At 70.6% G+C, this 20,213-nt stretch carries 22 protein-coding genes; 11 read left to right on the top strand and 11 right to left on the bottom strand.

Going from position 1 to position 20,213, the window contains the following annotated elements:
- Positions 1-10: 10 nt before the first annotated feature.
- Positions 11-1,384 (bottom strand): dihydrolipoyl dehydrogenase, encoded by a 1,374-nt coding sequence (lpdA, locus tag YIM_RS12155; RefSeq protein ID WP_153030452.1) that lies wholly within the window; start codon positions 1,382-1,384, stop codon positions 11-13.
- 182 nt (positions 1,385-1,566) lie between these two features.
- On the opposite strand from lpdA, the gene YIM_RS12160 reads away from it, so the two are divergent.
- Complete coding sequence (locus tag YIM_RS12160) at positions 1,567-1,929, top strand: oxidoreductase (RefSeq protein ID WP_153030453.1); 363 nt, start codon at positions 1,567-1,569, stop codon at positions 1,927-1,929.
- Here YIM_RS12160 and YIM_RS12165 read toward each other — a convergent pair.
- Both YIM_RS12165 and YIM_RS12170 read right to left on the bottom strand, forming a co-directional pair.
- Complete coding sequence (locus YIM_RS12165) at positions 1,926-2,936, bottom strand: SMI1/KNR4 family protein (RefSeq protein ID WP_228004687.1); 1,011 nt, start codon at positions 2,934-2,936, stop codon at positions 1,926-1,928. The two genes, YIM_RS12160 and YIM_RS12165, sit on opposite strands and share 4 nt — an antisense overlap.
- A 29-nt stretch (positions 2,937-2,965) precedes the next feature.
- Positions 2,966-4,468: a leucyl aminopeptidase gene (locus YIM_RS12170; protein WP_153030455.1), complete on the bottom strand. Its 1,503-nt coding sequence runs from the start codon at positions 4,466-4,468 to the stop codon at positions 2,966-2,968.
- Between the two features lie 96 nt (positions 4,469-4,564).
- Between YIM_RS12170 and YIM_RS12175 the strand changes: the two genes are divergently transcribed.
- Positions 4,565-5,482, top strand: a complete 918-nt coding sequence (locus YIM_RS12175; RefSeq protein WP_153030456.1) for a hypothetical protein — start codon at positions 4,565-4,567, stop codon at positions 5,480-5,482.
- Entirely contained in the window at positions 5,479-6,084 is a 606-nt protein-coding gene (locus YIM_RS12180; RefSeq protein WP_153030457.1) for a DUF402 domain-containing protein, read from the top strand. The genes YIM_RS12175 and YIM_RS12180 overlap by 4 nt, the downstream gene beginning before the upstream one ends.
- Before the next feature lies 1 nt (position 6,085).
- Here the strand turns inward: YIM_RS12180 and YIM_RS12185 are convergent, their stop codons facing one another.
- The gene (locus YIM_RS12185; RefSeq protein WP_153030458.1) at positions 6,086-6,391 is read right to left on the bottom strand and encodes a hypothetical protein; all 306 of its coding nucleotides are present in this window, start codon (positions 6,389-6,391) and stop codon (positions 6,086-6,088) included.
- A gap of 72 nt (positions 6,392-6,463) precedes the next feature.
- Here YIM_RS12185 and YIM_RS12190 point away from each other — a divergent pair, with 72 nt between their 5' ends.
- Positions 6,464-7,567 (top strand): branched-chain amino acid aminotransferase, encoded by a 1,104-nt coding sequence (locus YIM_RS12190; protein ID WP_153030459.1) that lies wholly within the window; start codon positions 6,464-6,466, stop codon positions 7,565-7,567.
- A 30-nt stretch (positions 7,568-7,597) separates the two neighbouring features.
- On the opposite strand, the gene cobT is transcribed toward YIM_RS12190, so the two are convergent.
- Positions 7,598-8,650: a nicotinate-nucleotide--dimethylbenzimidazole phosphoribosyltransferase gene (gene cobT / locus YIM_RS12195; protein ID WP_153030460.1), complete on the bottom strand. Its 1,053-nt coding sequence runs from the start codon at positions 8,648-8,650 to the stop codon at positions 7,598-7,600.
- A gap of 50 nt (positions 8,651-8,700) precedes the next feature.
- Here cobT and YIM_RS12200 point away from each other — a divergent pair, with 50 nt between their 5' ends.
- Positions 8,701-9,387: a 2-C-methyl-D-erythritol 4-phosphate cytidylyltransferase gene (locus YIM_RS12200; RefSeq protein WP_153036934.1), complete on the top strand. Its 687-nt coding sequence runs from the start codon at positions 8,701-8,703 to the stop codon at positions 9,385-9,387.
- Between the two features lie 31 nt (positions 9,388-9,418).
- On the opposite strand, the gene YIM_RS12205 is transcribed toward YIM_RS12200, so the two are convergent.
- The 3 genes from YIM_RS12205 to YIM_RS12215 form a co-directional block, all read right to left on the bottom strand.
- Entirely contained in the window at positions 9,419-10,408 is a 990-nt protein-coding gene (locus YIM_RS12205) for an aldo/keto reductase family protein (protein ID WP_153030461.1), read from the bottom strand.
- A gap of 33 nt (positions 10,409-10,441) precedes the next feature.
- On the bottom strand, positions 10,442-10,660 hold the full coding sequence (locus tag YIM_RS12210; RefSeq protein WP_153030462.1) for a hypothetical protein: 219 nt from the start codon (positions 10,658-10,660) through the stop codon (positions 10,442-10,444).
- A gap of 284 nt (positions 10,661-10,944) precedes the next feature.
- Positions 10,945-11,595 carry a DUF3043 domain-containing protein gene (locus YIM_RS12215; protein WP_153030463.1) on the bottom strand — a complete coding sequence of 217 codons (651 nt, stop codon included), beginning with the start codon at positions 11,593-11,595 and terminating at the stop codon, positions 10,945-10,947.
- A gap of 158 nt (positions 11,596-11,753) precedes the next feature.
- On the opposite strand from YIM_RS12215, the gene YIM_RS12220 reads away from it, so the two are divergent.
- On the top strand, positions 11,754-12,128 hold the full coding sequence (locus tag YIM_RS12220; protein ID WP_153030464.1) for an iron-sulfur cluster assembly accessory protein: 375 nt from the start codon (positions 11,754-11,756) through the stop codon (positions 12,126-12,128).
- A 70-nt stretch (positions 12,129-12,198) separates the two neighbouring features.
- On the opposite strand, the gene YIM_RS48565 is transcribed toward YIM_RS12220, so the two are convergent.
- The gene (locus tag YIM_RS48565) at positions 12,199-12,372 is read right to left on the bottom strand and encodes a hypothetical protein (protein ID WP_194240128.1); all 174 of its coding nucleotides are present in this window, start codon (positions 12,370-12,372) and stop codon (positions 12,199-12,201) included.
- A gap of 148 nt (positions 12,373-12,520) precedes the next feature.
- Here YIM_RS48565 and YIM_RS12225 point away from each other — a divergent pair, with 148 nt between their 5' ends.
- Positions 12,521-13,507, top strand: a complete 987-nt coding sequence (locus tag YIM_RS12225; RefSeq protein WP_153030465.1) for a carbohydrate kinase family protein — start codon at positions 12,521-12,523, stop codon at positions 13,505-13,507.
- A 180-nt stretch (positions 13,508-13,687) separates the two neighbouring features.
- On the opposite strand, the gene YIM_RS12230 is transcribed toward YIM_RS12225, so the two are convergent.
- Positions 13,688-14,353 (bottom strand): acyl-CoA reductase, encoded by a 666-nt coding sequence (locus tag YIM_RS12230; protein WP_153030466.1) that lies wholly within the window; start codon positions 14,351-14,353, stop codon positions 13,688-13,690.
- Positions 14,354-14,732: 379 nt separating this feature from the next.
- Between YIM_RS12230 and YIM_RS12235 the strand changes: the two genes are divergently transcribed.
- Genes YIM_RS12235 through YIM_RS12250 form a run of 4 tightly spaced genes read left to right on the top strand, consistent with a single transcriptional unit; the run spans position 14,733 to position 18,197 of the window.
- Complete coding sequence (locus YIM_RS12235) at positions 14,733-15,539, top strand: IclR family transcriptional regulator (RefSeq protein WP_194240129.1); 807 nt, start codon at positions 14,733-14,735, stop codon at positions 15,537-15,539.
- 15 nt (positions 15,540-15,554) lie between these two features.
- The gene (locus tag YIM_RS12240; RefSeq protein WP_228004688.1) at positions 15,555-16,388 is read left to right on the top strand and encodes an ABC transporter ATP-binding protein; all 834 of its coding nucleotides are present in this window, start codon (positions 15,555-15,557) and stop codon (positions 16,386-16,388) included.
- Positions 16,357-17,178 carry an ABC transporter permease gene (locus tag YIM_RS12245; protein ID WP_153030468.1) on the top strand — a complete coding sequence of 274 codons (822 nt, stop codon included), beginning with the start codon at positions 16,357-16,359 and terminating at the stop codon, positions 17,176-17,178. The genes YIM_RS12240 and YIM_RS12245 overlap by 32 nt, the downstream gene beginning before the upstream one ends.
- Complete coding sequence (locus YIM_RS12250; RefSeq protein WP_153030469.1) at positions 17,175-18,197, top strand: ABC transporter substrate-binding protein; 1,023 nt, start codon at positions 17,175-17,177, stop codon at positions 18,195-18,197. Before YIM_RS12245 ends, YIM_RS12250 begins: the two co-directional genes overlap by 4 nt.
- 61 nt (positions 18,198-18,258) lie before the next feature.
- Here the strand turns inward: YIM_RS12250 and asnB are convergent, their stop codons facing one another.
- Positions 18,259-20,193 (bottom strand): asparagine synthase (glutamine-hydrolyzing), encoded by a 1,935-nt coding sequence (asnB, locus tag YIM_RS12255; RefSeq protein ID WP_153030470.1) that lies wholly within the window; start codon positions 20,191-20,193, stop codon positions 18,259-18,261.
- Positions 20,194-20,213 lie beyond the last annotated feature (20 nt).

Below are 20,213 nucleotides of genomic sequence, written 5' to 3' on the forward strand. Positions count from 1 at the left end.
TACGCGGTCGTCAGCTGTGCACGTGCAGTGGCTTGCCTGCCAGGGCCAGGTGCGCTTCGCCGAGTGCCTCGGACTGGGTGGGGTGGGCGTGGATGAGCGGGGCGATGTCCTCCGGGAAGGCCTCCCAGTTGTAGATCAGCTGCGCTTCGCCGATCAGCTCGCCGACGCGGTCGCCGACCAGGTGCAGGCCGACCACCGGGCCGTCCGGCGCCTTGATCAGCTTCACCGCGCCGGAGGTCTTCAGGATCTGGCTCTTGCCGTTGCCGCCGAGGTCGTAGGTGAAGGTGACCACGTCGGCACCGTAGCGCTCCTTGGCCTGTGCCTCGGTGAGGCCGACCGAGGCGACCTCGGGGTGCGAGTAGGTCACCCGCGGGATACCCGCCTCGTCCACCGGGCGCGGGTCCAGTCCGGCGACCTCCTCGGCGACGAAGATGCCCTGCTGGAAACCGCGGTGCGCGAGCTGCAGGCCCGGCACGATGTCGCCGACCGCGTAGACGTTCGGCAGGTTGGTGCGCAGGCGCTCGTCGGTGAGCACGAACCCGCGCTCCATGCCGACCCCGGCCTCCTCGTAGCCGTGCCCGGCCGAGTTGGGCCCGCGGCCGACCGCGACCAGCAGCAGGTCGGCGTCGATGGTCTCGCCGGACTCCAGCGACACGCTCACGCCGTTGTCGTCCTGCTTGGCGCCGGTGAACTTGACCCCGGTCTTGAAGGCGATCTTGCGACGGCGGAAGGCGCGCTCGAGCTGCTTGGAGGCGAACTCGTCCTCGTTCGGGACCAGTCGCGGCAGCGCCTCGACGATGGTCACCTCGGTGCCGAAGGAGGCCCACACGCTGGCGAACTCCACCCCGATCACCCCGCCGCCGAGCACCACGGCCTTCTCCGGGATGTAGTCCAGCGACAGCGCCTGCTCGCTGGCGATGATCCGCCCGCCCAGCTCCAGGCCCGGCAGCGTCTTGGAGTACGAGCCGGTGGCCAGGATGACGTTCTTGCCGGTGTACCGGGTGCCGTCCACCTCGACGCTGGTGCCGCCGACGAAGGTGCCGCTGCCCTCGACCAGGGTGACCTTGTGGGCCTTTGCCAGGCCCTGCAGGCCCTTGTACAGCCGGGAGACGATCGAATCCTTGTACTTGTTCACCCCGGCGATGTCGACGCCCTCCAGGGTGGCCTTCACGCCGAACTGCTCGCTCTCGCGGGCCGAGTCGGCGACCTCCGCCGCGTGCAGCAGGGCCTTGGTCGGGATGCACCCGCGGTGCAGGCAGGTCCCACCCAGCTTGTCCTTCTCGATCAGGATGACGGAAAGGCCGAGCTCGGCCGCGCGGAAGGCCGCGGCGTACCCGCCTGATCCGCCACCGAGGATCACCAGGTCAGCGGAGGTGTCGGTCACGTTGAATACTCCTAGCAAGAGCTCGGCGATGATGCTCGTCCGCCCGCGCGCGAGTACTTCGCGCGCGCGGAACACACCTCATCTTGTCACCTCGTCCGGCACGCTTGCGACCTAGCCGGGTGTGTGCCGACACACCTGCTGGACCAGGGCGATAATGGACGTGTCAGCGGCTTCGAGAGAGGGTGGTCGGTGTGGGTCTGTTCGACTCGCTGCGCAGACGGGGCAAGGGCGGCTCGAAAGGTGGTGGCAAGCCCGGCACGCTGCGGAAATCCACTCCGGACGACACCCGTCACCTGGACGAGTGGGCGGCTCGGCGGAACGGGGTCGAGGCCTATGTGGAACCGCGGACCACGGTCACCGAGACCACCGTGGTGCTGATCGCGCACGACGGGGAGTGGACCCGGCGGCGCATCGGCAGCCTGGAAGCCGCGCAGCAGTTCGGCAAGAAGCGCTCGATCCCGGTCTACGAGGTGTCGAAGGTCGGCTACCCCAAGCGCATGCGCGAGTACACCGAGCGGCAGAAGCGCAGGCCGAACGCCGGTTAGGACTCCAGCAGCCGCAGGTGCTCTTCCATCAGCTCGCGGAAGGTGCGGTAGGTGCTGGTGCCGAGCAGCGGATCGGTCTGCACGACCACCCAGCCCGAGGACACGGGTGAGAGAAGGATCATGCTCTCGCCCCGCTCGCTGATCGGGACCACGCCGCCGTGCGCGGTCAGTTCGGCCGCGGCGAGCAGGCGCGGGAAGGCGACGTCGGCGGGCAGTCCGTCGGTGGTGCGCAGGAAATCCCGGTAGTCGGGCGGTAATTCCCGGCCGAGGCGGGCTTCCGCGGCGGTGATGTCCCTTGTGGACGCCGGGGCGCGGCCGGTCGCCTCGCGCAGTTCGAGGATGCGCTCGACCAGCGCGGGCCAGTCCAGCGAAGCGGTGTCCGCCGGGTACCGCGTGCGCAGGGCGGCGATCAGTTCGGCGGCCAGCGCGGTGGCGTGCTCCTCGCCGAGGCCGAGCGGGTCGGCTCCGGCCACCAGCAGCGGCGCGAGATGGCGGCAGGCCAGTGCGGCGGGCATCGACGGTCGCAGCGCGGCCCAGTCCGCCAGTGCCGCGCCCGCGGCGTCGTGGTCGCCGTCGCGGGCGAGGTCCTCGGCACGCAACAGCGTCGTTCTGGTCGGGTCGGGGTCGCCCTGTTCCAGGTGCTCGGCCAGGCCGGAGACGAGGCGCCCGGGCAGGGAGTCGCCGAGATCGCCCAGCAGGCCGGTCGGCAGCGACGACATCGGCCGGCTGAGGTAGGCGCGGTGCGCGGCCTCTTCGGCGTCGAGATCGAGGGGGAGCAGCGCGTCGGCCCAGGACGGCCGTTCGCCACGGGCTTCGAACAGCATCGCCCACGCGCGGGCGTGCACGGGAGTGGCCACCAGCGCGGTCGCCGGGCGCTCGGTGGCCGACAGCCAGGTGCGCACCAGCCGATCGGCCTCGCCGGGGAACCCGCTGCCTGCCAGCAGCAGCGCGGTGTCCCCGACGGTGCGGTCCACCTGCGGCTCACCGGCCGTGAGCACCGCGCTCACGGCCGGTTCGAGCTGTTCGTGCAAAGGGCTCAGCCGCGTTCGGCGATGTCCGCCAGCACCGCGGCGATGGTGCGCACCGGCACGCCGGTGCCGCCCTTGGCGGTGTAGCCCCACGGGCCGCCGGTGTTGAACGACGGGCCGGCGATGTCGATGTGGGCCCACGGCAGGTCCTCGGTGACGAACTCGCGCAGGAAGATCCCGGCCGCGAGCATGCCGCCCCAGCGGTGGCCGGTGACGTTGGCCAGGTCGGCCAGCCGCGAGTCGAGGTCGCCGCGCAGTTCCTCGGGCAGCGGCATGGCCCAGCCGCCCTCACCGGTGGCCCTGGCGATCTCGGCCACGCGGTCGCGGAACTCGTCCGAGCCCATGATCCCGGCGGTCCGGTTGCCGAGCGCCACCACCTGCGCGCCGGTCAGCGTGGAGGTCTCGATCAGGTAGTCCGGGTTCTCCTCACCGGCGCGCACGATCGCGTCGGCCAGCACCAGGCGGCCCTCGGCGTCGGTGTTGAGCACCTCGACGGTCTTGCCGCCGTACATGGTCAGCACGTCGCCGGGGCGGTAGGAGGTGCCCGACGGCAGGTTCTCCGCCAGCGGGATGTGCGCGACCACCTCGAGCGGGTACTTCAGCTTCGCGGCCAGCACCACCGACGCGAGCACGCCCGCCGCGCCGGACATGTCCGAGGTCATGTGGTCCATGTTCGCCGCGGGCTTGATCGAGATGCCGCCCGAGTCGAAGGTGATGCCCTTGCCGACCAGCGCGATCTTCTTCTTCGCCTTGGCGGGCGTGTAGGCGATGCGCAGCAGGCGCGGCTGGCGCGAGGAACCGCCGCCGACGCCGAGAATGCCGCCGAAGCCCTTGCGCTTGAGCGCCTTCTCGTCGAGCACCTCGATGTCCAGCTTGTTCGCGTCGGCCAGCTTCTTGGCGCGGTCGGCGAAGGAGGCCGGGAACAGGTCGTTCGGCGGGGTGTTGATCAGGTCGCGCGCGACGATCACCGCTTCGGCGATCGCGGTGGCCGCCTTCAGCGTGGCGCGGTGCTCGCGGGCGTTGCCGTCGGCCGGGCTCGCGATGTCCACAGTGGACAGCGGCGCGTCGCCGGGCTCGGACTTGTACTCGGTGAAGGTGTAGGCGCCGAGCACGGTGCCCTCGACGGTGGCCTGGAGGTCCACAGCGGACAGGGTGGTGAACGCGCGCCCGGTGCCTGCCAGCGCCCGCGCGGCCGCCCCGGAGGCGCGGCGGACCTGCTCGGCGGTGATGCCGTCGGCGCCGGCCTTGCCGAGGCCGACGGCCAGCACCACGTCGGCGCCGGTGCGGCCCAGCGTCGGCAGCTTGACGACCTCTTCGGCCTTGCCCGCGGCACCCAGCGTGGTCAGCACCTCGGCCAGCTTGCCGTCGAAGGCGGCGTCGGCGGCCTCGGCGCCGGGGGCGAGCGTGAGCCCGTCCTCGCCCTGCACGGTCCCGACGACGATCACCTCGGCGCGGGTCTTGCCCAGCGCGGCCTCGGTGTTCTCGGACAAGGCAAGCTTCGGCACGGTCATCTTTGTCCTCATGCGTTCGCGTCGGCGGTACCGGGCGGGTGGCCCGGACTGATCGTGAGCCATGCTAATGACAACTCGGGTCGGTGCGAGAGGTAGGTGGCCGAGGTGCTCGTCGGGGCCGGTTCCCTGGTCGTGCTCGCCGCGGGTGCCGCGGCGGCGGGCTGGTGGCTGCTCGCCGGGATCGGGCTCGCCGGCGCGCTCGCCTGGCTGGCGGCCGGGCTCCCGCCCGCCGGTGGACGGCTGGCCGTCGGCACCCGCGCCGCCGCCCGGATCGGCCTGCTGCCGCTGTTCGGCTCGGCCTTCGCCGCCTACGTGGTGCCGGGCGCGCCGCCGTGGATCGCCGGGGTGGTGGTCGCGGTGCTGGTGCTCGCACAGGCGGCCGGGCTGCGGCCCTCGGCGTTCACCGCCCGCTGGATCACCGGCCTGCTGCTGGTCGTCGGGCTCGCGCTGATCGCCTTGTGCCTTGCCGTTCCGCCGGTCGCGCAGGCCCAGCCCGGTCAGCACCAGGGACCGGCCGGGGTGCTGCTCGCCGCGGTCGTGGTGGTGCCGCTGCTGGTGCGTCCCGGCTCGGCGGAGCCTTCGCGCTGGTGGCCGGCCGCCCCGGTCGCCGCGCTGCTGGCGCTCGCGGCCGCCGCGCTGTACCAGCTCGGCCCGTTCCGGCTGGGGCTCTCGGCGACCTCGCTGCGCGACCTGCTCGCCGCGGCCGACGCGCCCGCGCTGGCCACCATGCTCGCGGCGGTGGCCGCGGTGGCGACGGTGTCCGCCGGGCTGACCGCGCTCTCGTCGGCGCAGGAGGAGGCGGGCCGCTGGCCGGTGCTCGGTGGCGGGCTGGTGGCCGCGCTGCTGGCGACCGTGCTCGACCCGTTCCAGGCGCTGCGGATCGCCGCCGTGCTGGCGCTGGTCGAACTGTTCGCCGCGGTGGTGCTCGGCCGGTCGGTCTCCACCGCGCGCGGGGCGGTGGTGGTGATCAGCTCGGGAATTCTGCTGATCATGCTCGGTACGGTGTGGCCATGATGGGTTTTGCGCCTGGATCGACCGTGCGGTACCGCTTCCACCGGCCGGACGGCAGCGAGGGGCAGGTGCACCCGATGCGCGTGCTCGCCGACGACGGCGTCGAACTGGTCGGCTGGCTGCCGGCAGGCACGCCCATTCTCGGCACCAGGCTCAGCGACGGCAGGCGGATGCGGGACGCGCCGCTGGCCGACCGGTTCCGGCTGCCGCGCGAGCGGTACGAGACCACCTGGCGGGACACCCCGAACGTGCGGCGCGTGGTGGACGGCGAGTGGTCCGCGGTGTGGTGGTTCTTCGACGAGGACCTGCGTTTCACTGGCTGGTACGTGAACCTGGAGATCCCGCTGGGCCGCACGGACGACGGCGTGGACCGGATCGACGGCGTGCTCGACCTCGCGGTGGCCCCGGACCGCACCTGGGCGTGGAAGGACGAGGACGAGGCGGCGGCCGCGGTGGCGGCCGGGCGGCTCACCGCCGAGCAGCTGGACCGGCTGCGTGCCGAGGGCGAGCGGGTGATCGGGCTGGTCGAAGCGGGCAGCTACCCGTTCGACGGGACCTGGACCGCGTTCCGGCCGGACCCGGCGTGGCCCCGGCCGGAGCTGTAGCTCAGACCATCAGCACGACGAGCAGCAGGAGCACCGCGGTGGTGACGGAGAGTCCGATCATCGCGCCCTTGCCGATGTCGCGCGGGAAGAACTTCTTGCCGTTGAGGCTGCGCCACCAGACGGCGCCGAAGATCGCGGCGATCACGCCGAGAATGCCGCCGAACACGCCGATCAGCAGCGCGCCGACGAGCACCAGCAGCCCGGCGGCGAAGGGGAGCAGTGCGGCGGCGACGAAGGTCTTCACGTCCGACGCGCCACCGGCGGATACGCTGTTGCCCTGGGCGGGCCGCGCGGGTTGGTAGGTCACGGTTCCAGCGTAGCGGGGTGGACAACCAGGCGTGGAATACTCTGACGTCCAACTAAGAGTTATCGTCTTCGCATGACGACCACGATGCCCTTCACCCATACCCCGAACCCGGACGCGGCCAGTCCCCAGCGGGTCGCCGAGGTATTGGCCAACCCGGGCTTCGGGACGCATTTCACCGACCACATGGTCACCCTGCGCCACACCGCGCAGGGCGGCTGGCAGGACGGGGAGGTTGGGCCGTACCGGCCGCTCAGCCTCGACCCGGCGACGTCGGTGCTGCACTACGCGCAGGCGATCTTCGAAGGGCTCAAGGCCTACCGGCAGCCCGACGGATCGATCGCATCGTTCCGACCGGACGCCAATGCCGCCCGGTTCCGCCGGTCAGCGGTGCGGATGGCGATGCCGGAGCTGCCCGACGAACTTTTCCTCGAATCCCTGCGCGAGCTGATCGCGGTGGACGAGCGCTGGGTGCCGACCAAGGCGGGCGAGTCGCTGTACCTGCGCCCGTTCATGATCTCGACCTCGGTCGGCCTCGGCGTGAACGCGCCGGCGACGGAGTACCTGTACAGCGTGATCGCTTCGCCAGCCGGTTCCTACTTCGCCGGTGGTGTGAAGCCGGTGAGCGTGTGGCTCTCCACCGAGTACGTGCGCGCGGCGCCGGGCGGCACCGGGTTCGCCAAGTGCGCCGGCAACTACGCGGCGTCCTTCGTGGCGCAGGCGCAGGCCGTGGAGCAGGGCTGCGACCAGGTGGTCTGGCTGGACGCGGTGGAGCACAAGTGGGTCGAGGAGATGGGCGGGATGAACCTGTTCTTCGTCTTCGGCTCCGGGGCCGACGCCCGCGTGGTGACGCCGGAACTCTCCGGCGCGCTGCTGCCGGGCGTGACGCGGGCTTCGCTGCTGCAGTTGGCCGCCGACAACGGACTCCCGGTCGAGGAGCGCCGCATCTCCACCGAGGAGTGGGAGCAGGCGGCCGGTTCCGGTGAGCTGACCGAGGTGTTCGCCTGCGGCACCGCCGCGGTGATCACGCCGGTCGGCCGGGTCAAGTACGACGGCGGCGAGTTCGTCATGGGCGACGGCGAGCCGGGCGAGCTGACCATGAAGCTGCGCGAGCAGCTGACCGGTATCCAGGAGGGCACCCGCCCCGACCCGCACGGCTGGATGCAGAAGCTGAAGTGAGCACGGGGGCGGCCGGGCCACCGGCCGCCCCTACTTCGGTGGCGTCACGCCGGCCTGTTCGTAGCTGCTCGTCTCGGCCAGCACCCGTGCCGCCATGGTGACCAGCGGCAGCGCCGTTGCCGCACCGCTGCCGCCGCCGATGCGCAGGTCCAGGTCCAGTACCGGGTCCAGGTCCAGGTGTTCCAGCACCATCGCGTGCGCCGGTTCGCTCGACCTGTGCGCGGCCACCCACCAGTTCCGCGCGCCCGGCGCCAGTTCCTCCGCGACCAGGGCTGCCGCGCCGACCACCAGCCCGTCCAGCAGGACCGGCGTGCGGCGAACCGCGGCCTGGGCGAGAAAGCCGGTGATCGCGGCGATGTCGGCGCCCGCGGTGGTGCGCAGCAGCGCGACCGGATCGGCCAGCACGGCACGTGCCCGCCGCAGTCCGTCGCGGATGGCGACCGCCTTGCGCATCCACGCGTTGTCGTCGATCCCGGAGCCGCGACCCACCACGGCGACCGGCTCGGCGCCGGTCAGCGCGGCCACCAGCACCGAGGCCGGGGTGCTGCTCGCGACGCCGATCTCCCCGGCGACGAGCAGGTCGGCGCCACTGTCCACTTCGGCGTCCGCGACGGTGCGCCCGGCCTGGATCGCGGCGCGCACCTCCTCGTCGGTCAGCGCGTCCTCGTGGTCGATGGATCCCGAACCGCGGCGGATCTTCAGCTCGGCCGCCTCCGGGGTCGCGGAGCCCTCGCGGTCCACCGCCAGGTCGACCACGCGCACGGTCGCTCCCGCGGCCGACGCCAGCACGTTCAGCGGGGCGCCGCCGGTGAGCGTGGCCCCGACGAGCTGTCCGGTCACCTCGGCGGAATGGGCCGAGACCCCGTTCGCGGCGATGCCGTGGTCACCGGCGAAGACCACCACGCGCGGCCGGGTGAACGGGCGCGGCGGTGACTGGCCCTGGCAGGCGGCCACCCAGGCGCCCAGCTCTTCGAGCCTGCCAAGCGAGCCGTTCGGGGTGATCAGGGTTCCGGTCAGGCGCTGGGCTTCCGCGCGGGCGATCTCGTCCGGCAGGGGAAGTTCGGGGAAGTCGGCGGCGTCCACACGCGTACGCTACCGCCCTTAGACTTCTGGCCGTGACGACCGCGGCGGGTGTGGTGCTGGCGAGCGGCTCTGGCAGCCGCGTCGGCGCCGAGCTGAACAAGGTGTACCTCCCGCTCGCCGGGCGGCGGCTGGCCTGCTGGTCGCTCGACGCCTTCGCGCGGATCCCGGAGTTCGGCGTGCTGGTGCTGGTGATCCGCCCGGAGGACGAGGAGTTCGCGCGCGAGGTCGTCGGCGATCTCGACGTGGAACTGGTGCACGGCGGCGCGAGCAGGCAGGGCTCGGAACTGTGCGCGCTGCGGCATCTCGCGAGCCGCATCGACGCCGGTGAGGTGGACACCGTGCTGATCCACGACGGCGCGCGCCCGCTGGCTTCCGACGGCTTGCTCACCGCGGTGCTGAAGGCGGCGCGGGAGTTCGGCGGCGCGGTCCCCGGGCTGACCGCCGACGACGTGGTGATCGCCACCGAGAACGGCACCGACGGCGCCGGTTATGGCGGCACGCTCGACGGCGCGGTGCGAGTCCAGACGCCGCAAGGGTTTCTGGCCGGACCGCTGCTGGCCGCCTACGAGCAGGCCGACCGCGAAGGCTTCATCGGCACCGACACCGCGTCCTGCATGGAGCGCTTCTCGTCGCTGCCGGTGCACTGGGTGCCGGGGGAGGAGCGGAACCTGAAGGTGACCTACCCGCACGACCTGCGTGTGGTGGAGCACCTGCTCCGGGAGGCCGGCCTGCCGTGAAAGCCACCTTCACGGCAGACCGGTGGCCGGGCTACGGCGACTTGGTCAGCGACGGATCGCGCTCGATGACACCGTCGAGGATGTCGTCGATCTTGGTGAGCAGGTCCGCGTCGAGCTTCACGCCCGCCGCCTTCACGTTCTCGTGCACCTGCTCCGGCCGGGAGGCGCCGATGATGGCCGAGGCCACGTTCGGGTTCTGCAGCACCCAGGCCACGGCCAGCTGCGCCAGCGAGAGCCCGGCTTCGGCGGCCAGCGGCTCCAGCTTCTGCACGCGGGTCAGCACGTCGTCGTTCAGGTAGCGCTGGACGAAGTTCGCGCCGCCCTTCTCGTCGGTGGCGCGCGAGCCCTCCGGCAGCGGCTGGCCCGGCTTGTACTTGCCGGTAAGCACGCCCTGGGCGATCGGCGACCAGACGATCTGGCTCAGGCCCTCGCGCTCGGAGGCCGGGATGACCTGCGCCTCGATCACCCGCCAGAGCGCGTTGTACTGCGGCTGGTTCGAGATGAACGGCACCTTCAGTTCGCGCGCGAGCGCGGCCCCGCGGGTGATCTCCTCGGCGGTCCACTCGGAGACGCCGACGTAGAGCACCTTGCCCTGGCGGACCAGGTCGGCGAAGGCGAGAAAGGTCTCCTCCAGCGGCACCGTGCGGTCGAACCGGTGCGCCTGGTAGAGGTCGATGTAGTCGGTGCCGAGGCGCTTCAGCGAAGCGTTGGCCGACTCGATGATGTGCTTGCGGCTCAGGCCCTTGTCGTTGGGCCCCTTCGGGCCGGTCGGCCAGAAGACCTTGGTGAAGATCTCCAGGCTCTCGCGGCGCTGCCCGGCCAGGCCACGGCCGAGCACGGACTCGGCAGCGGTATTGGCATACACGTCAGCGGTGTCGAAGGTGGTGATGCCCGCGTCGAGCGCGGCCTTGATGCAGGCCTGTGCCTGGTCCTCTTCCACCTGCGAGCCGTGGGTGAGCCAGTTGCCGTACGAGATCTCACTGATGTTCAGGCCACTGCGGCCGAGGCGACGAAACTCCATGGTGCCGAGCCTAGCCGGTACTCGTTCGCCCAGCTAACGACCTGGAGCCGCTCCAGCCTCTTCCTCGGCGGCCGGGGGACCGCAGCGCAGCTTCACGCCGAACGCCTCGTAGGAGAACTCCCATTCGGGCACGGCGCGCCAGAGGAACAGGCCGTAGAACACCAGGCCGGTCAGGTGCGGGAGCAACAGCACGGCGAACGCCGCGATGGGGGTGAGCTTCAGTACGTCGACGATCCACGAAGCCGCGGGCACGACCAACCCTTGCCGCCGGACGAGTCCCGAGGCGTGCTCACCGGCCGGTGAGGCTGGCAGTGGGTGCCTGGCCATGGCCGACCGGAAATCGGCGCGCAACGGCTCGGCCCCGGGTGGCTGAGTGACGCAGCCAGGCGAACCGCTGGCCCGCGAGGCGCGAAGCCCCGCGGGTGTGCCGCTCCCTCACGGAAGCGGTGGCTCTTCTCACTGCCCCCATATGACGAGCAGTGTGAAGATCTTCAGGCGTCGCCAGTTTAGCCGGTTTCCCCGGAGGGAGGGAAGATTCAGACCGTGTCGCCGGGGCTGACGCGGGGCTTGGGCACGCGCAGCTTGCGGATCTGGCTGGCGCGGATGAACGCGTACCAGCCGACCGAGCGGCCCTTGATCTCCTCCTTGGGGAACTTCTCCCGCACCGCCTTGGCCACCCGGCGGCCGTTGAAGTAACCCTCGACCACCATGCCCAGCAGCATCACCGTGCACAGCAGGGTGGCGTAGCGCTGGATGTCCACGTTCGGCACCAGCAGCGCGACGAAGACGAGCAGCGCCAGCGGCATGAACAGGCCGAGCAGGTTCCGCTTGGCGTCGACCAGGTCCCGCACGTAGGCCTTGACCGGGCCGCGGTCGCGCGGCAGCAGGTACTTGTCGTCGCCGGCGTTCATCCGGTCGCGGCGCTCCTTGGCGGCGGCGCGGCGATCCTCCTTGCTCACCGGGTTCTGCTTGCGCAGTTCCTTGTTCCGCTTCATCGCCTCGCGCATGGTCTTCGGCGGCGGCGCCACCGGACCCCGGCGCTTGGCCTCGGCCTCCCGCCGCTTGGGCGTGGCTCGACCCTTGCTCGGGGTGAACCCCCTGGCCTGGTCGACGGCGTCGGCGACCTCCGGTGCGTCCTCGTCGGGCGTATCGGCGGCGGTGGTGCTGTTACGGCGCAGGAACCTCACCTCGTCAGGGTATTGCAGGCCCGGCCGCCGCCGTTCAGCCGGTCGCGACATGTGTCACCATGGGAGGTGCGCCGAGGGCGTGGAACAGAACGGGCAGCGAGGTTGTTGCCCCGGTAACGGGGTATTCCTGCCCACCGCTAGACCCACGAGGGAGAGTCATGACGACCGCTGAGCAGACCGGTGGCCAGACGGAGGCCGCCGAGGCCACCCACGGCGTGACCCTGACCGACGCCGCGGCCGCCAAGGCCAAAGCCCTGCTCGAGCAGGAGGGCCGCGACGACATGCACCTGCGCATCGCCGTCCAGCCCGGTGGCTGCGCCGGCCTGCGCTACCAGCTGTTCTTCGACGAGCGCACCCTCGACGGTGACCTCTTCCGCGACTTCGGCGGCCTCCGCGTGGCGGTGGACCGGATGAGCGCGCCGTACGTCTCCGAGGCCGTGATCGACTTCGTCGACAGCATCGAGAAGCAGGGCTTCACCATCGACAACCCGCAGGCCACCGGTTCCTGCGCGTGTGGTGACTCGTTCCACTGAGTCGCGGCTGGAAAAACGTGGAAAAGCGGGGCCGGATCACTTCCGGCCCCGCTTTTTTCTGTGTTTCAGCTCACACGTAGGCGTCCAGCTCGGCGACCTGGGCGTGGCAGCGCTCGTCGACCGTCCAGCGCGGCGCCGCTTTCGGCGCGGCGGGCGTGCTCGCACAGGCGTGCAGCTGTTCGGGCAGGTCAGCGCAGTCGGCGATGAGTTCGCCGATGGTTTCGGGTTCGGTAGTTGTGCTCACTCCGCCGAACGTATGCGCGCTCGGCGGATTCGAACACCGGTACCAAGCGGTAATGTCGGCCGGGTGTGCCCGAAGCACCCGGATGGGGCATGACCGGGCGGTAACTTCGGGCCCCTGACCGCCTGACGTACCCGAACAAGGAGAACCGGTGGCAGCCACGGCGCGAATAGCGGTATCCGGCAGCATCGCGACGGACCATTTGATGCACTTCCCGGGGAGGTTCGCCGAGCAGCTCGTGGCCGAGCAGCTGCACCGGGTCTCCCTCAGCTTCCTCGCCGACGACCTGATCGTCCGGCGTGGCGGCATCGGCGCGAACATCGCCTTCGGCCTCGGTGTGCTCGGGGTGCGGCCGGTGCTGGTCGGTTCGGTCGGCGCGGACTTCGACGACTACCGCTCCTGGCTCGAACGACACGGCGTGGACACCGCCGGCGTGCACGTGTCCGAAGTGGCCCACACGGCTCGCTTCGTCTGCACCACCGACGACGACCTGTGCCAGATCGCCACCTTCTACGCCGGCGCGATGGCCGAGTCCCGCAACATCGAGATCGGCCCGATCGCCGACCGCGTCGGCGGCTTGTCGCTGACCATGCTCAGCCCGGACGACCCGGACGGCATGCTGCGTCACGCGCAGGAGTGCCGTCAGCGCGGGTACGCGTTCGCGGTCGACCCGTCGCAGCAGCTGGCGCGGATGGAGGGCTCGCAGGCGCGTGACTTCATCGACGGCGCGAAGTACCTGTTCAGCAACGACTACGAGTGGGAACTGCTGCTGCAGAAGACCGGCTGGACCGAGGCGGACGTGCTCAGCCGGGTCGGCCTGCGGATCACCACGCTGGGCGAGAAGGGCGTCGAGATCGTCGGCGCCGACGGGACGAACCTCCAGGTGCCGGCCGTGCCGGAGCTGGCGAAGGCCGACCCGACGGGCGTCGGCGACGGTTTCCGGGCCGGTTTCCTCGCCGGGTTGCACGGCGGGCTCACCCTGGAGCGGTCCGCTCAGCTGGGTTCGCTGATCGCGGTGCTGGTGCTGGAGACCGTCGGCACGCAGGAATGGCAGTTCGAAGCGACCAGCGCGCTGGCCCGCATTTCCGAGGCCTTCGGCCCCGAAGCGGCCGACGACATCCGGCGCATCCTGCCCTGATCCTCGCGGTGGGGCAGCACCGGGCCGGAAAGGCCGGTGGTGCCCCACTTCTCCGCAGTGAGTCCCCGCAGTGAGTCCTTTGTGGACTAGGCAGTGGCTTTATCGGCGGCGCAGCCGCTTGCTGTGGGCCGTCAACCGGCACCGCTACCCGCACCGCCACGCAACACCGTCAAACACTCGCTAGTTCGGTGCGGCCGGGTGGGCGTGGGTGAACCTGGGGCCGCAGACGGCGACGGTGTCGGCCGGGTCGCAGATCTGGCTCATCCAGTCACGGCGCTCGACCGCGGAGAAGCGCAGGACCACCACGCGCGCGGCGATCTGCCCGGTGACGTCCTGCCCGGCGAGGCCGGCCAGCAGTTCGGCGGTGAACAGCGAGTCGTCCCGGCTGGTCTTCACCACGTTGAAGTGACCGGAGAGCAGCCCTTCCAGCGCGCTCAGCGCGCCGACCGCGGGCTCGCTGCCCGCGACGATGTGCGTGTGCAGCCGCGCTTCGGCCGCGCGGCCGTGGAAACCGGTGTGCGTGAGCCGCGGCAGCGCGGTGAGCAGGTCGGTGAACACCCGGTCGATCTTGGCGCCGCTGATGTTGCGCGCCCGCAGCCGATCGGTCAGCCTGCCGCGCAGATCGGTGCGCGGCGCGTTCAGCAGGGCACGCAGCCGCCCGCACGCCGCGACCACCACGAGCGGGTTGAGCCGCGCGCCGTCCAGCACCGTCCGCGCGGTGCGGCCGAGTGCGCCGATGCGTCTGTCCACTTCGTCCTCGTCGAGCCACGCACCGCGCCAGAAGTGCCGGTTGGCCCCGCATCCGTGCGAAAGCGAACTCCGCTGGTGGTCGAGTACGTGCTTCACCGTGCCTCCTGGCGTGTTGTGGACGCGCGCGAACGACCGGCTCGCGGGTGGCGCGCCGGTCGGATTTCCCGGTGGGGGTGGCGAATCGGACGTTGATCAGCCGCCGGTGACGATACTCGGTCTTGAACAAGCGTTAATCCACCGAGTTTCCGCCGAACTGCGGAAAGGTGGATCACCGGTGAGTCGTATCACGCACAGTGCGCCCCGAATGCAGCAACGCGGCGCAGTCAATTCGAGGTGATTCCCCGGAAAAGTGGACAAGTTCTCCCGTGATCTGGGAAAGATGGTGTTGTCCAGATCACAGATGGGCTATTCTCGACCACATTACGGAACGCCTTCCACGATGTGGTGGAGCGCGGTGGCTCGGGGAGCGGTGCCAATGGTCGTCGGGGACGCTCGGGCCGGGGGAGTCCGTCAGCCGAGTCAGCCGATCCTGGTGCTGGCCAAGTCCCGGCGGGTGATCGACGTGGTGGCGGCCGAGCCGGGCGGACTGACCTGGCGCCAGGTGCAGCGCGCCACCGGACTGCCGGTGAGCACCACCGTGCGCCTGCTGCAGAACCTGGTGGCCGAAGGCTTTCTCGACGTCATCGCCGGCCGGTACCTCGTCGGCCTCGGGGTGCTGCGCTGGGCGCGCAGCCGCCGCGTCGAGTCGCGGCTGACCATGCTCGCGCAACCCGAACTGGACGCGTTGCGCGACACCACCGGCGAAACCGCGGTGCTCTTCGTGCGTCACGGGGACGAGCGCGTGCTGGTCGGCCTCGCCGAGACCCGCCACGAGGTGGTGCGGCTGGTCGGCATCGGCCAGGTCATGCCGTTGCACGCGGGTTCGGCGGGCAAGGTGTTCCTGGCCTACGAGGACGACGTCCGCGACCGCGTGCTCGACTTCGGCGAACTCACCGCGTACACCCCGGCCACCATCGTCGACGCCGACCGCCTGCGTGCCGAACTGGGCGGCATCCAGGCCTGCGGCTGGGCCGACAGCGTGGCCGAACGCGATCCCGGCACCGCGTCGATCAGCGCGCCGGTGCACGACCACACCGGTGCGCTCGTCGCGGTGCTCGGCATCGGCATGCCCGAACAGCGCTTCACCGACGCGAACCGGCCGATGTGGACCGAAGCGGTGGTCACCGCGGCGAGACGCCTCTCGGCGGCGATGGGGCATGCGGAGCTGACTGCCGAGGGCTAGCCGGAGGTGACAGGGGTGGCGGACGACAACGCGCACAGCAGCAGGGGACCGGCGGTGGCACTGGAGGCGGTGACCATCGCCTACCCGGCCGCGACCGGGACGTACACCGCGGTGTCCGAAGTGGACCTGACCGTGGGCGGCGGCCGGTTCGTGGCCATCGTCGGCCCGACCGGCTGCGGCAAGTCGACCGTGCTCAACGCGGTGGCCGGGCTGCGCGCGCCGTCGGCGGGCCGGGTGCTGGTCGACGGCGAGCCGTTGCGCGGGCTGAACCGGCGAGCGGGCTACCTGTTCCAGCAGGATGCCTTGCTGCCGTGGAAAACCGTGCTGGACAACGTCGCGTTCGGGCTGGAGCTGAAGGGCATCGGCAAGCGCGAACGGCTGGAGCGGGCCCGCGACTGGGTGCGCCGCGTCGGCCTCGCCGGGTTCGAGAACTCCTATCCGCACCAGCTCTCCGGCGGAATGCGCAAGCGGACCGCGGTGGCGCAGACCTGGATCGGCGATCCGGAACTGCTGCTGATGGACGAGCCGTTCGGCGCGCTCGACGTGCAGACCCGGCAGGTGATGGAGAACGAGCTGCTCGGGCTGTGGACCGGCAGCGGCAAGACCGTGCTCTTCGTCACCCACGACCTCGACGAGGCGATCTCCCTCGCGGACGAGGTGGTGCTGCTCTCCGCCGGGCCGTCGAGCCGGGTCGTCGGGCGCTACCCGGTGGACCTGCCGCGCCCGCGCGACCTGCTGGACATCCGGACCGAGCCCGAGTTCACCGAGATCTACCGGGCGATCTGGGCCGATCTGCGGGACGAGGTGATGGCGACCTATGACCGCGACGTCAACCGCACCAAGGCGTAGGACCAGGCGGCGCAGTCCGGCCGTGCTCGCCGCGCAGGTCGGACTCGCCGTGCTGCTGGTGGCGGGCTGGGAGATCGGCTCGCGCACCGGCGTGGTCGACGAATTCTTCTTCTCCAAGCCGTCGGACATCGCGGCGCGGGCGGTGGAGTGGTTCGGCACCGGCTACATCTGGGACCACCTGGGCATCACCCTGCTCGAAGCCGCGCTCGCCTTGGTGCTGGGCGGTTTCCTCGGCCTGGTGATCGGTTTCCTGTTGGCCCGCGTGGAATTCGTCGCGCGCGTTTTCGATCCGTACCTCAAGGTGCTCAACTCGCTGCCGCGCGTGGTGCTGGCGCCGATCTTCCTGCTGTGGTTCGGCCTCGGCATCTGGTCCAAAGTGGCCTTCGGCATCACGCTGGTGTTCTTCATCGTGTTCTTCAACACCTACCAGGGCGTGCGCGAGGTCGACCGGGTGCTGATCGACAACGCGCGCATGCTCGGCGCCGGGGAGGGGCAGCTGGTGCGGCACGTGCTGCTGCCGAGCGCGCTCACCTGGATCTTCTCCAGCCTGCACATCAGCGTCGGCTTCGCCATCGTCGGCGCGGTGGTTGGCGAGTACCTCGGCTCCTCGGCCGGGGTGGGGTACCTGATTTCCCAGGCCGAGGGGACCTTCGACACCACCGGGGTGTTCACCGGCATGGTCGTGCTTTCGGTGGTGGTGCTCGTCGTCGATGCGGGAGTCGACCGCGTCGAGCGCCACCTGCTGCGGTGGAAGCCCCGCCGCGGCATCGAGTTGGGAGGACAACGATGAAGCGGGCGAGGGTGGGCGCGCTGCTGCTCGCGGCGGCGCTGGCGATGACCGCTTGTCAGCAGAAACCGGGGGAACGCGTCGAGGGGGGTGAACTGACCATCGGGGTCGGCGGCCAGCCGCTGCTGGTTTACCTGCCGACCACGCTCGCGCAGCAGCTCGGGTACTACGAGGAGGAGGGCCTCAAGGTCAAGCTGGAGGACCTGCAGGGCGGCTCGAAGGCGTTGCAGGCCATGCAGGGCGGCAGCGTGGACGTGGTCAGCGGTTACTACGACCACACCATCCAGATGCAGGCCAAGAAGAAGGAGGTGAAGTCGTTCGTCACCATGCTGAGGTACCCGTCGATCGTGCTGGCCGTCTCGCCGAAGGCAGGCAAGCCGATCGACTCGATCGACGACCTCGCCGGGGCGAACGTCGGCGTGACCGCGCCCGGCTCCTCCACCGACTTCTTCCTCAAGTACCTGCTGAGCAAGCACGGGCTCGACCCCGGCGCGGCGAACGTGCAGGGCATCGGCGGGGACGCGGGTGCGGTGGCCGCGATGGAGCAGGGCCGGGTGGACGCCGCGGTGATGATCGACCCGGCGGTTTCGGTGCTGCAGACCAGGGTCGGCGTGGACAAGGTGAAGATCCTCACCGACACGCGCACCGCGCAGGGCGTGCAGGAGGACTTCGGGGTGCCCGCCTATCCGGCCGCGGTGCTGTACTCCTCGGCCGAGTGGCTGGCCGGCAACGGTGACACCGCGCGGAAACTGGCCAACGCGATCGTCAAGACCCTGCGGTGGATCGAACAGCACTCACCGGACGAGATCGCCGCGCGCATGCCCGCCGAGTACGCCCAGGGCGACCGGGGCGTCTACGTGCAGGCGATCGGGCGGGCCAAGGAGTCCTTCTCGCGGGACGGCACCATGCCCGCGGACGGCGCGCAGGCGGTGCACCGGGTGCTCTCCCAGTTCGACACCGAGATCGCGAGCGCCCCGATGGACCTCTCCCGCACCTATTCGAACGAGTACCTGCCCCAGTGAAGCCGTGAAGGTGGCTTTCCCGGCACTCGACAACCTGCCGGGAAAGCCACCTTCACCGCGCTCAGAGCTTGACCGGGTACACCGGCTCCGGGATCTCCGGCTTGATCCGGTTCTCCACGAAGATGCCGTGCCAGATCATGAAGACCACCAGCGCCCAGATCCGGCGGCTGTGGTCCAGCGTGCCCGCCTTGTGCTCCTCGAGCATCCGCAGCACGGCCGCCTTGTCGAACAGGTCCTCGGTCTTCGAGTCCGAGACGATGCCACGCGCCCAGTCGTACATGTCGGTGCGCAGCCAGTGCCGGATCGGCACCGGGAAGCCCAGCTTGCGCCGGTTGAGCACGTGCGCGGGCACGATCCCGTCCAGCGCGCGGCGCAGCGCGTGCTTGGTGGTCTCGCGGGTGATCTTCTCCTCGAGCGGGATGCTCGCGGCCACCTTGAACACCTCGGCGTCGAGGAACGGCACCCGCAGCTCCAGCGAGTTCGCCATGGTCACCTTGTCCGCCTTGACCAGGATGTCGCCGCGCAGCCAGGTGAACAGGTCCACGTGCTGCATCCGCGCCACCGGGTCCCAGTCCCGCGAGATCCGGTACCACGGCTCGGTGACGTCCTGGTGCCCGACGCCGTCGGTGAAGTTGCGCAGCACGCCGCGCAGCTGGTCCTCGCGGAAGATGCGCGCGTTGCCGTAGTAGCGCTCCTCCAGCGACAGCGAGCCGCGGCGCAGCAGGTCCTTGCCGCGGGTGCCCTCCGGGATCTTGGTGGACACCTTGCCCAGCAGGCTCTTCACCGCTCCCGGCATCTTTTCGAAGCGCGCCAGCGAAAGCGGCTCGCGGTAGATGGTGTAGCCGCCGAACAGCTCGTCGGAGCCCTCGCCGGAGAGCACCGCCTTGACGTACTTGCGGGCCTCGCGCGCGATGAACCACAGCGGCACCAGCGCCGGGTCGGCCACCGGGTCGTCGAGGTACCAGACGATCAGCGGCAGCGCCTCCATCATCTCGTCGCTGGAGACGGTGCGGATGACGTGCTTGACCCCGATCGCCTCGGCCGACTCGGCCGCCACGTCCACCTCGGAGTAGCCCTCGCGCTCGAAGCCGGTGGTGAACGCGATCAGGTTCGGGTTGTGCCGCTTGGCCAGCGCCGCGGTGGCGGTGGAGTCGATGCCGCCGGAGAGGAACGCGCCGACGGTCACGTCCGGGTCGGCGATCATGTGCTTGGCCACCGAGTCCTGCATGACCTGCGAGATGCGCTCGTACAGCTCCTCGGAGCCCTTCGGCCCGGAGACCGGCTTCGCGGTGAACTCGGGGAAGAAGTAGCGCTCGGTCTTGACCTGGCCGCCGGGGGAGACGGTGAACGAGGTGCCCGACTCGATCCGGCGCACGCCGGCGTGCAGCGACTCGGGCTCCGGCACGTACTGCAGGGTCAGGTAGTGCTGCAGCGCGATCTGGTCGAGCTGCTGCTTGACGCCCAGGGTGTCCGACAGCTCCAGCAGGCTCTTCTTCTCGCTGGAGAAGGCGACGCCGCCGGGGCCCTCGGAGTAGAACAGCGGCTTGATGCCGAACGGGTCGCGGGCGCCGTAGACCAGCTTCTCCTGCGAGTCCCAGATCATGAAGGCGAACATGCCGCGCAGCTTCTTGACCGCGTCCGGGCCGAGGAAGTGGTATGCGGCCACGATGGCCTCGCCGTCACCCTCGGTGTTGAACTTCGCGCCGTGCTCCGTGGCGAGCGTCTCACGCAGTTCGAGGTAGTTGTAGATCTCGCCGTTGAAGTTCATCGTGTACCGGTTCGGCGACTCCGGCGGGCCCCAGGTCAGGGGCTGGTGGGAGTGCTCGAGGTCGATGAAGGCGAGCCGGTTGAACCCGTAGACCACCTCGGCGTCCGCCCAAGTGTCGGTCTCGTCGGGACCGCGATGCCGCTGACAGCGCAGGGCCGCGCCCACCGCGTCCCGTGCCTTCGCCGCGTCTTCTTCAGTGGCGCACACCAGTCCGAGCAGGCCGCACACGTGTCTTCACACACCTCTGG

Origin of the sequence: Amycolatopsis sp. YIM 10 (assembly GCF_009429145.1) — a bacterium.
Lineage (GTDB): Bacteria > Actinomycetota > Actinomycetes > Mycobacteriales > Pseudonocardiaceae > Amycolatopsis.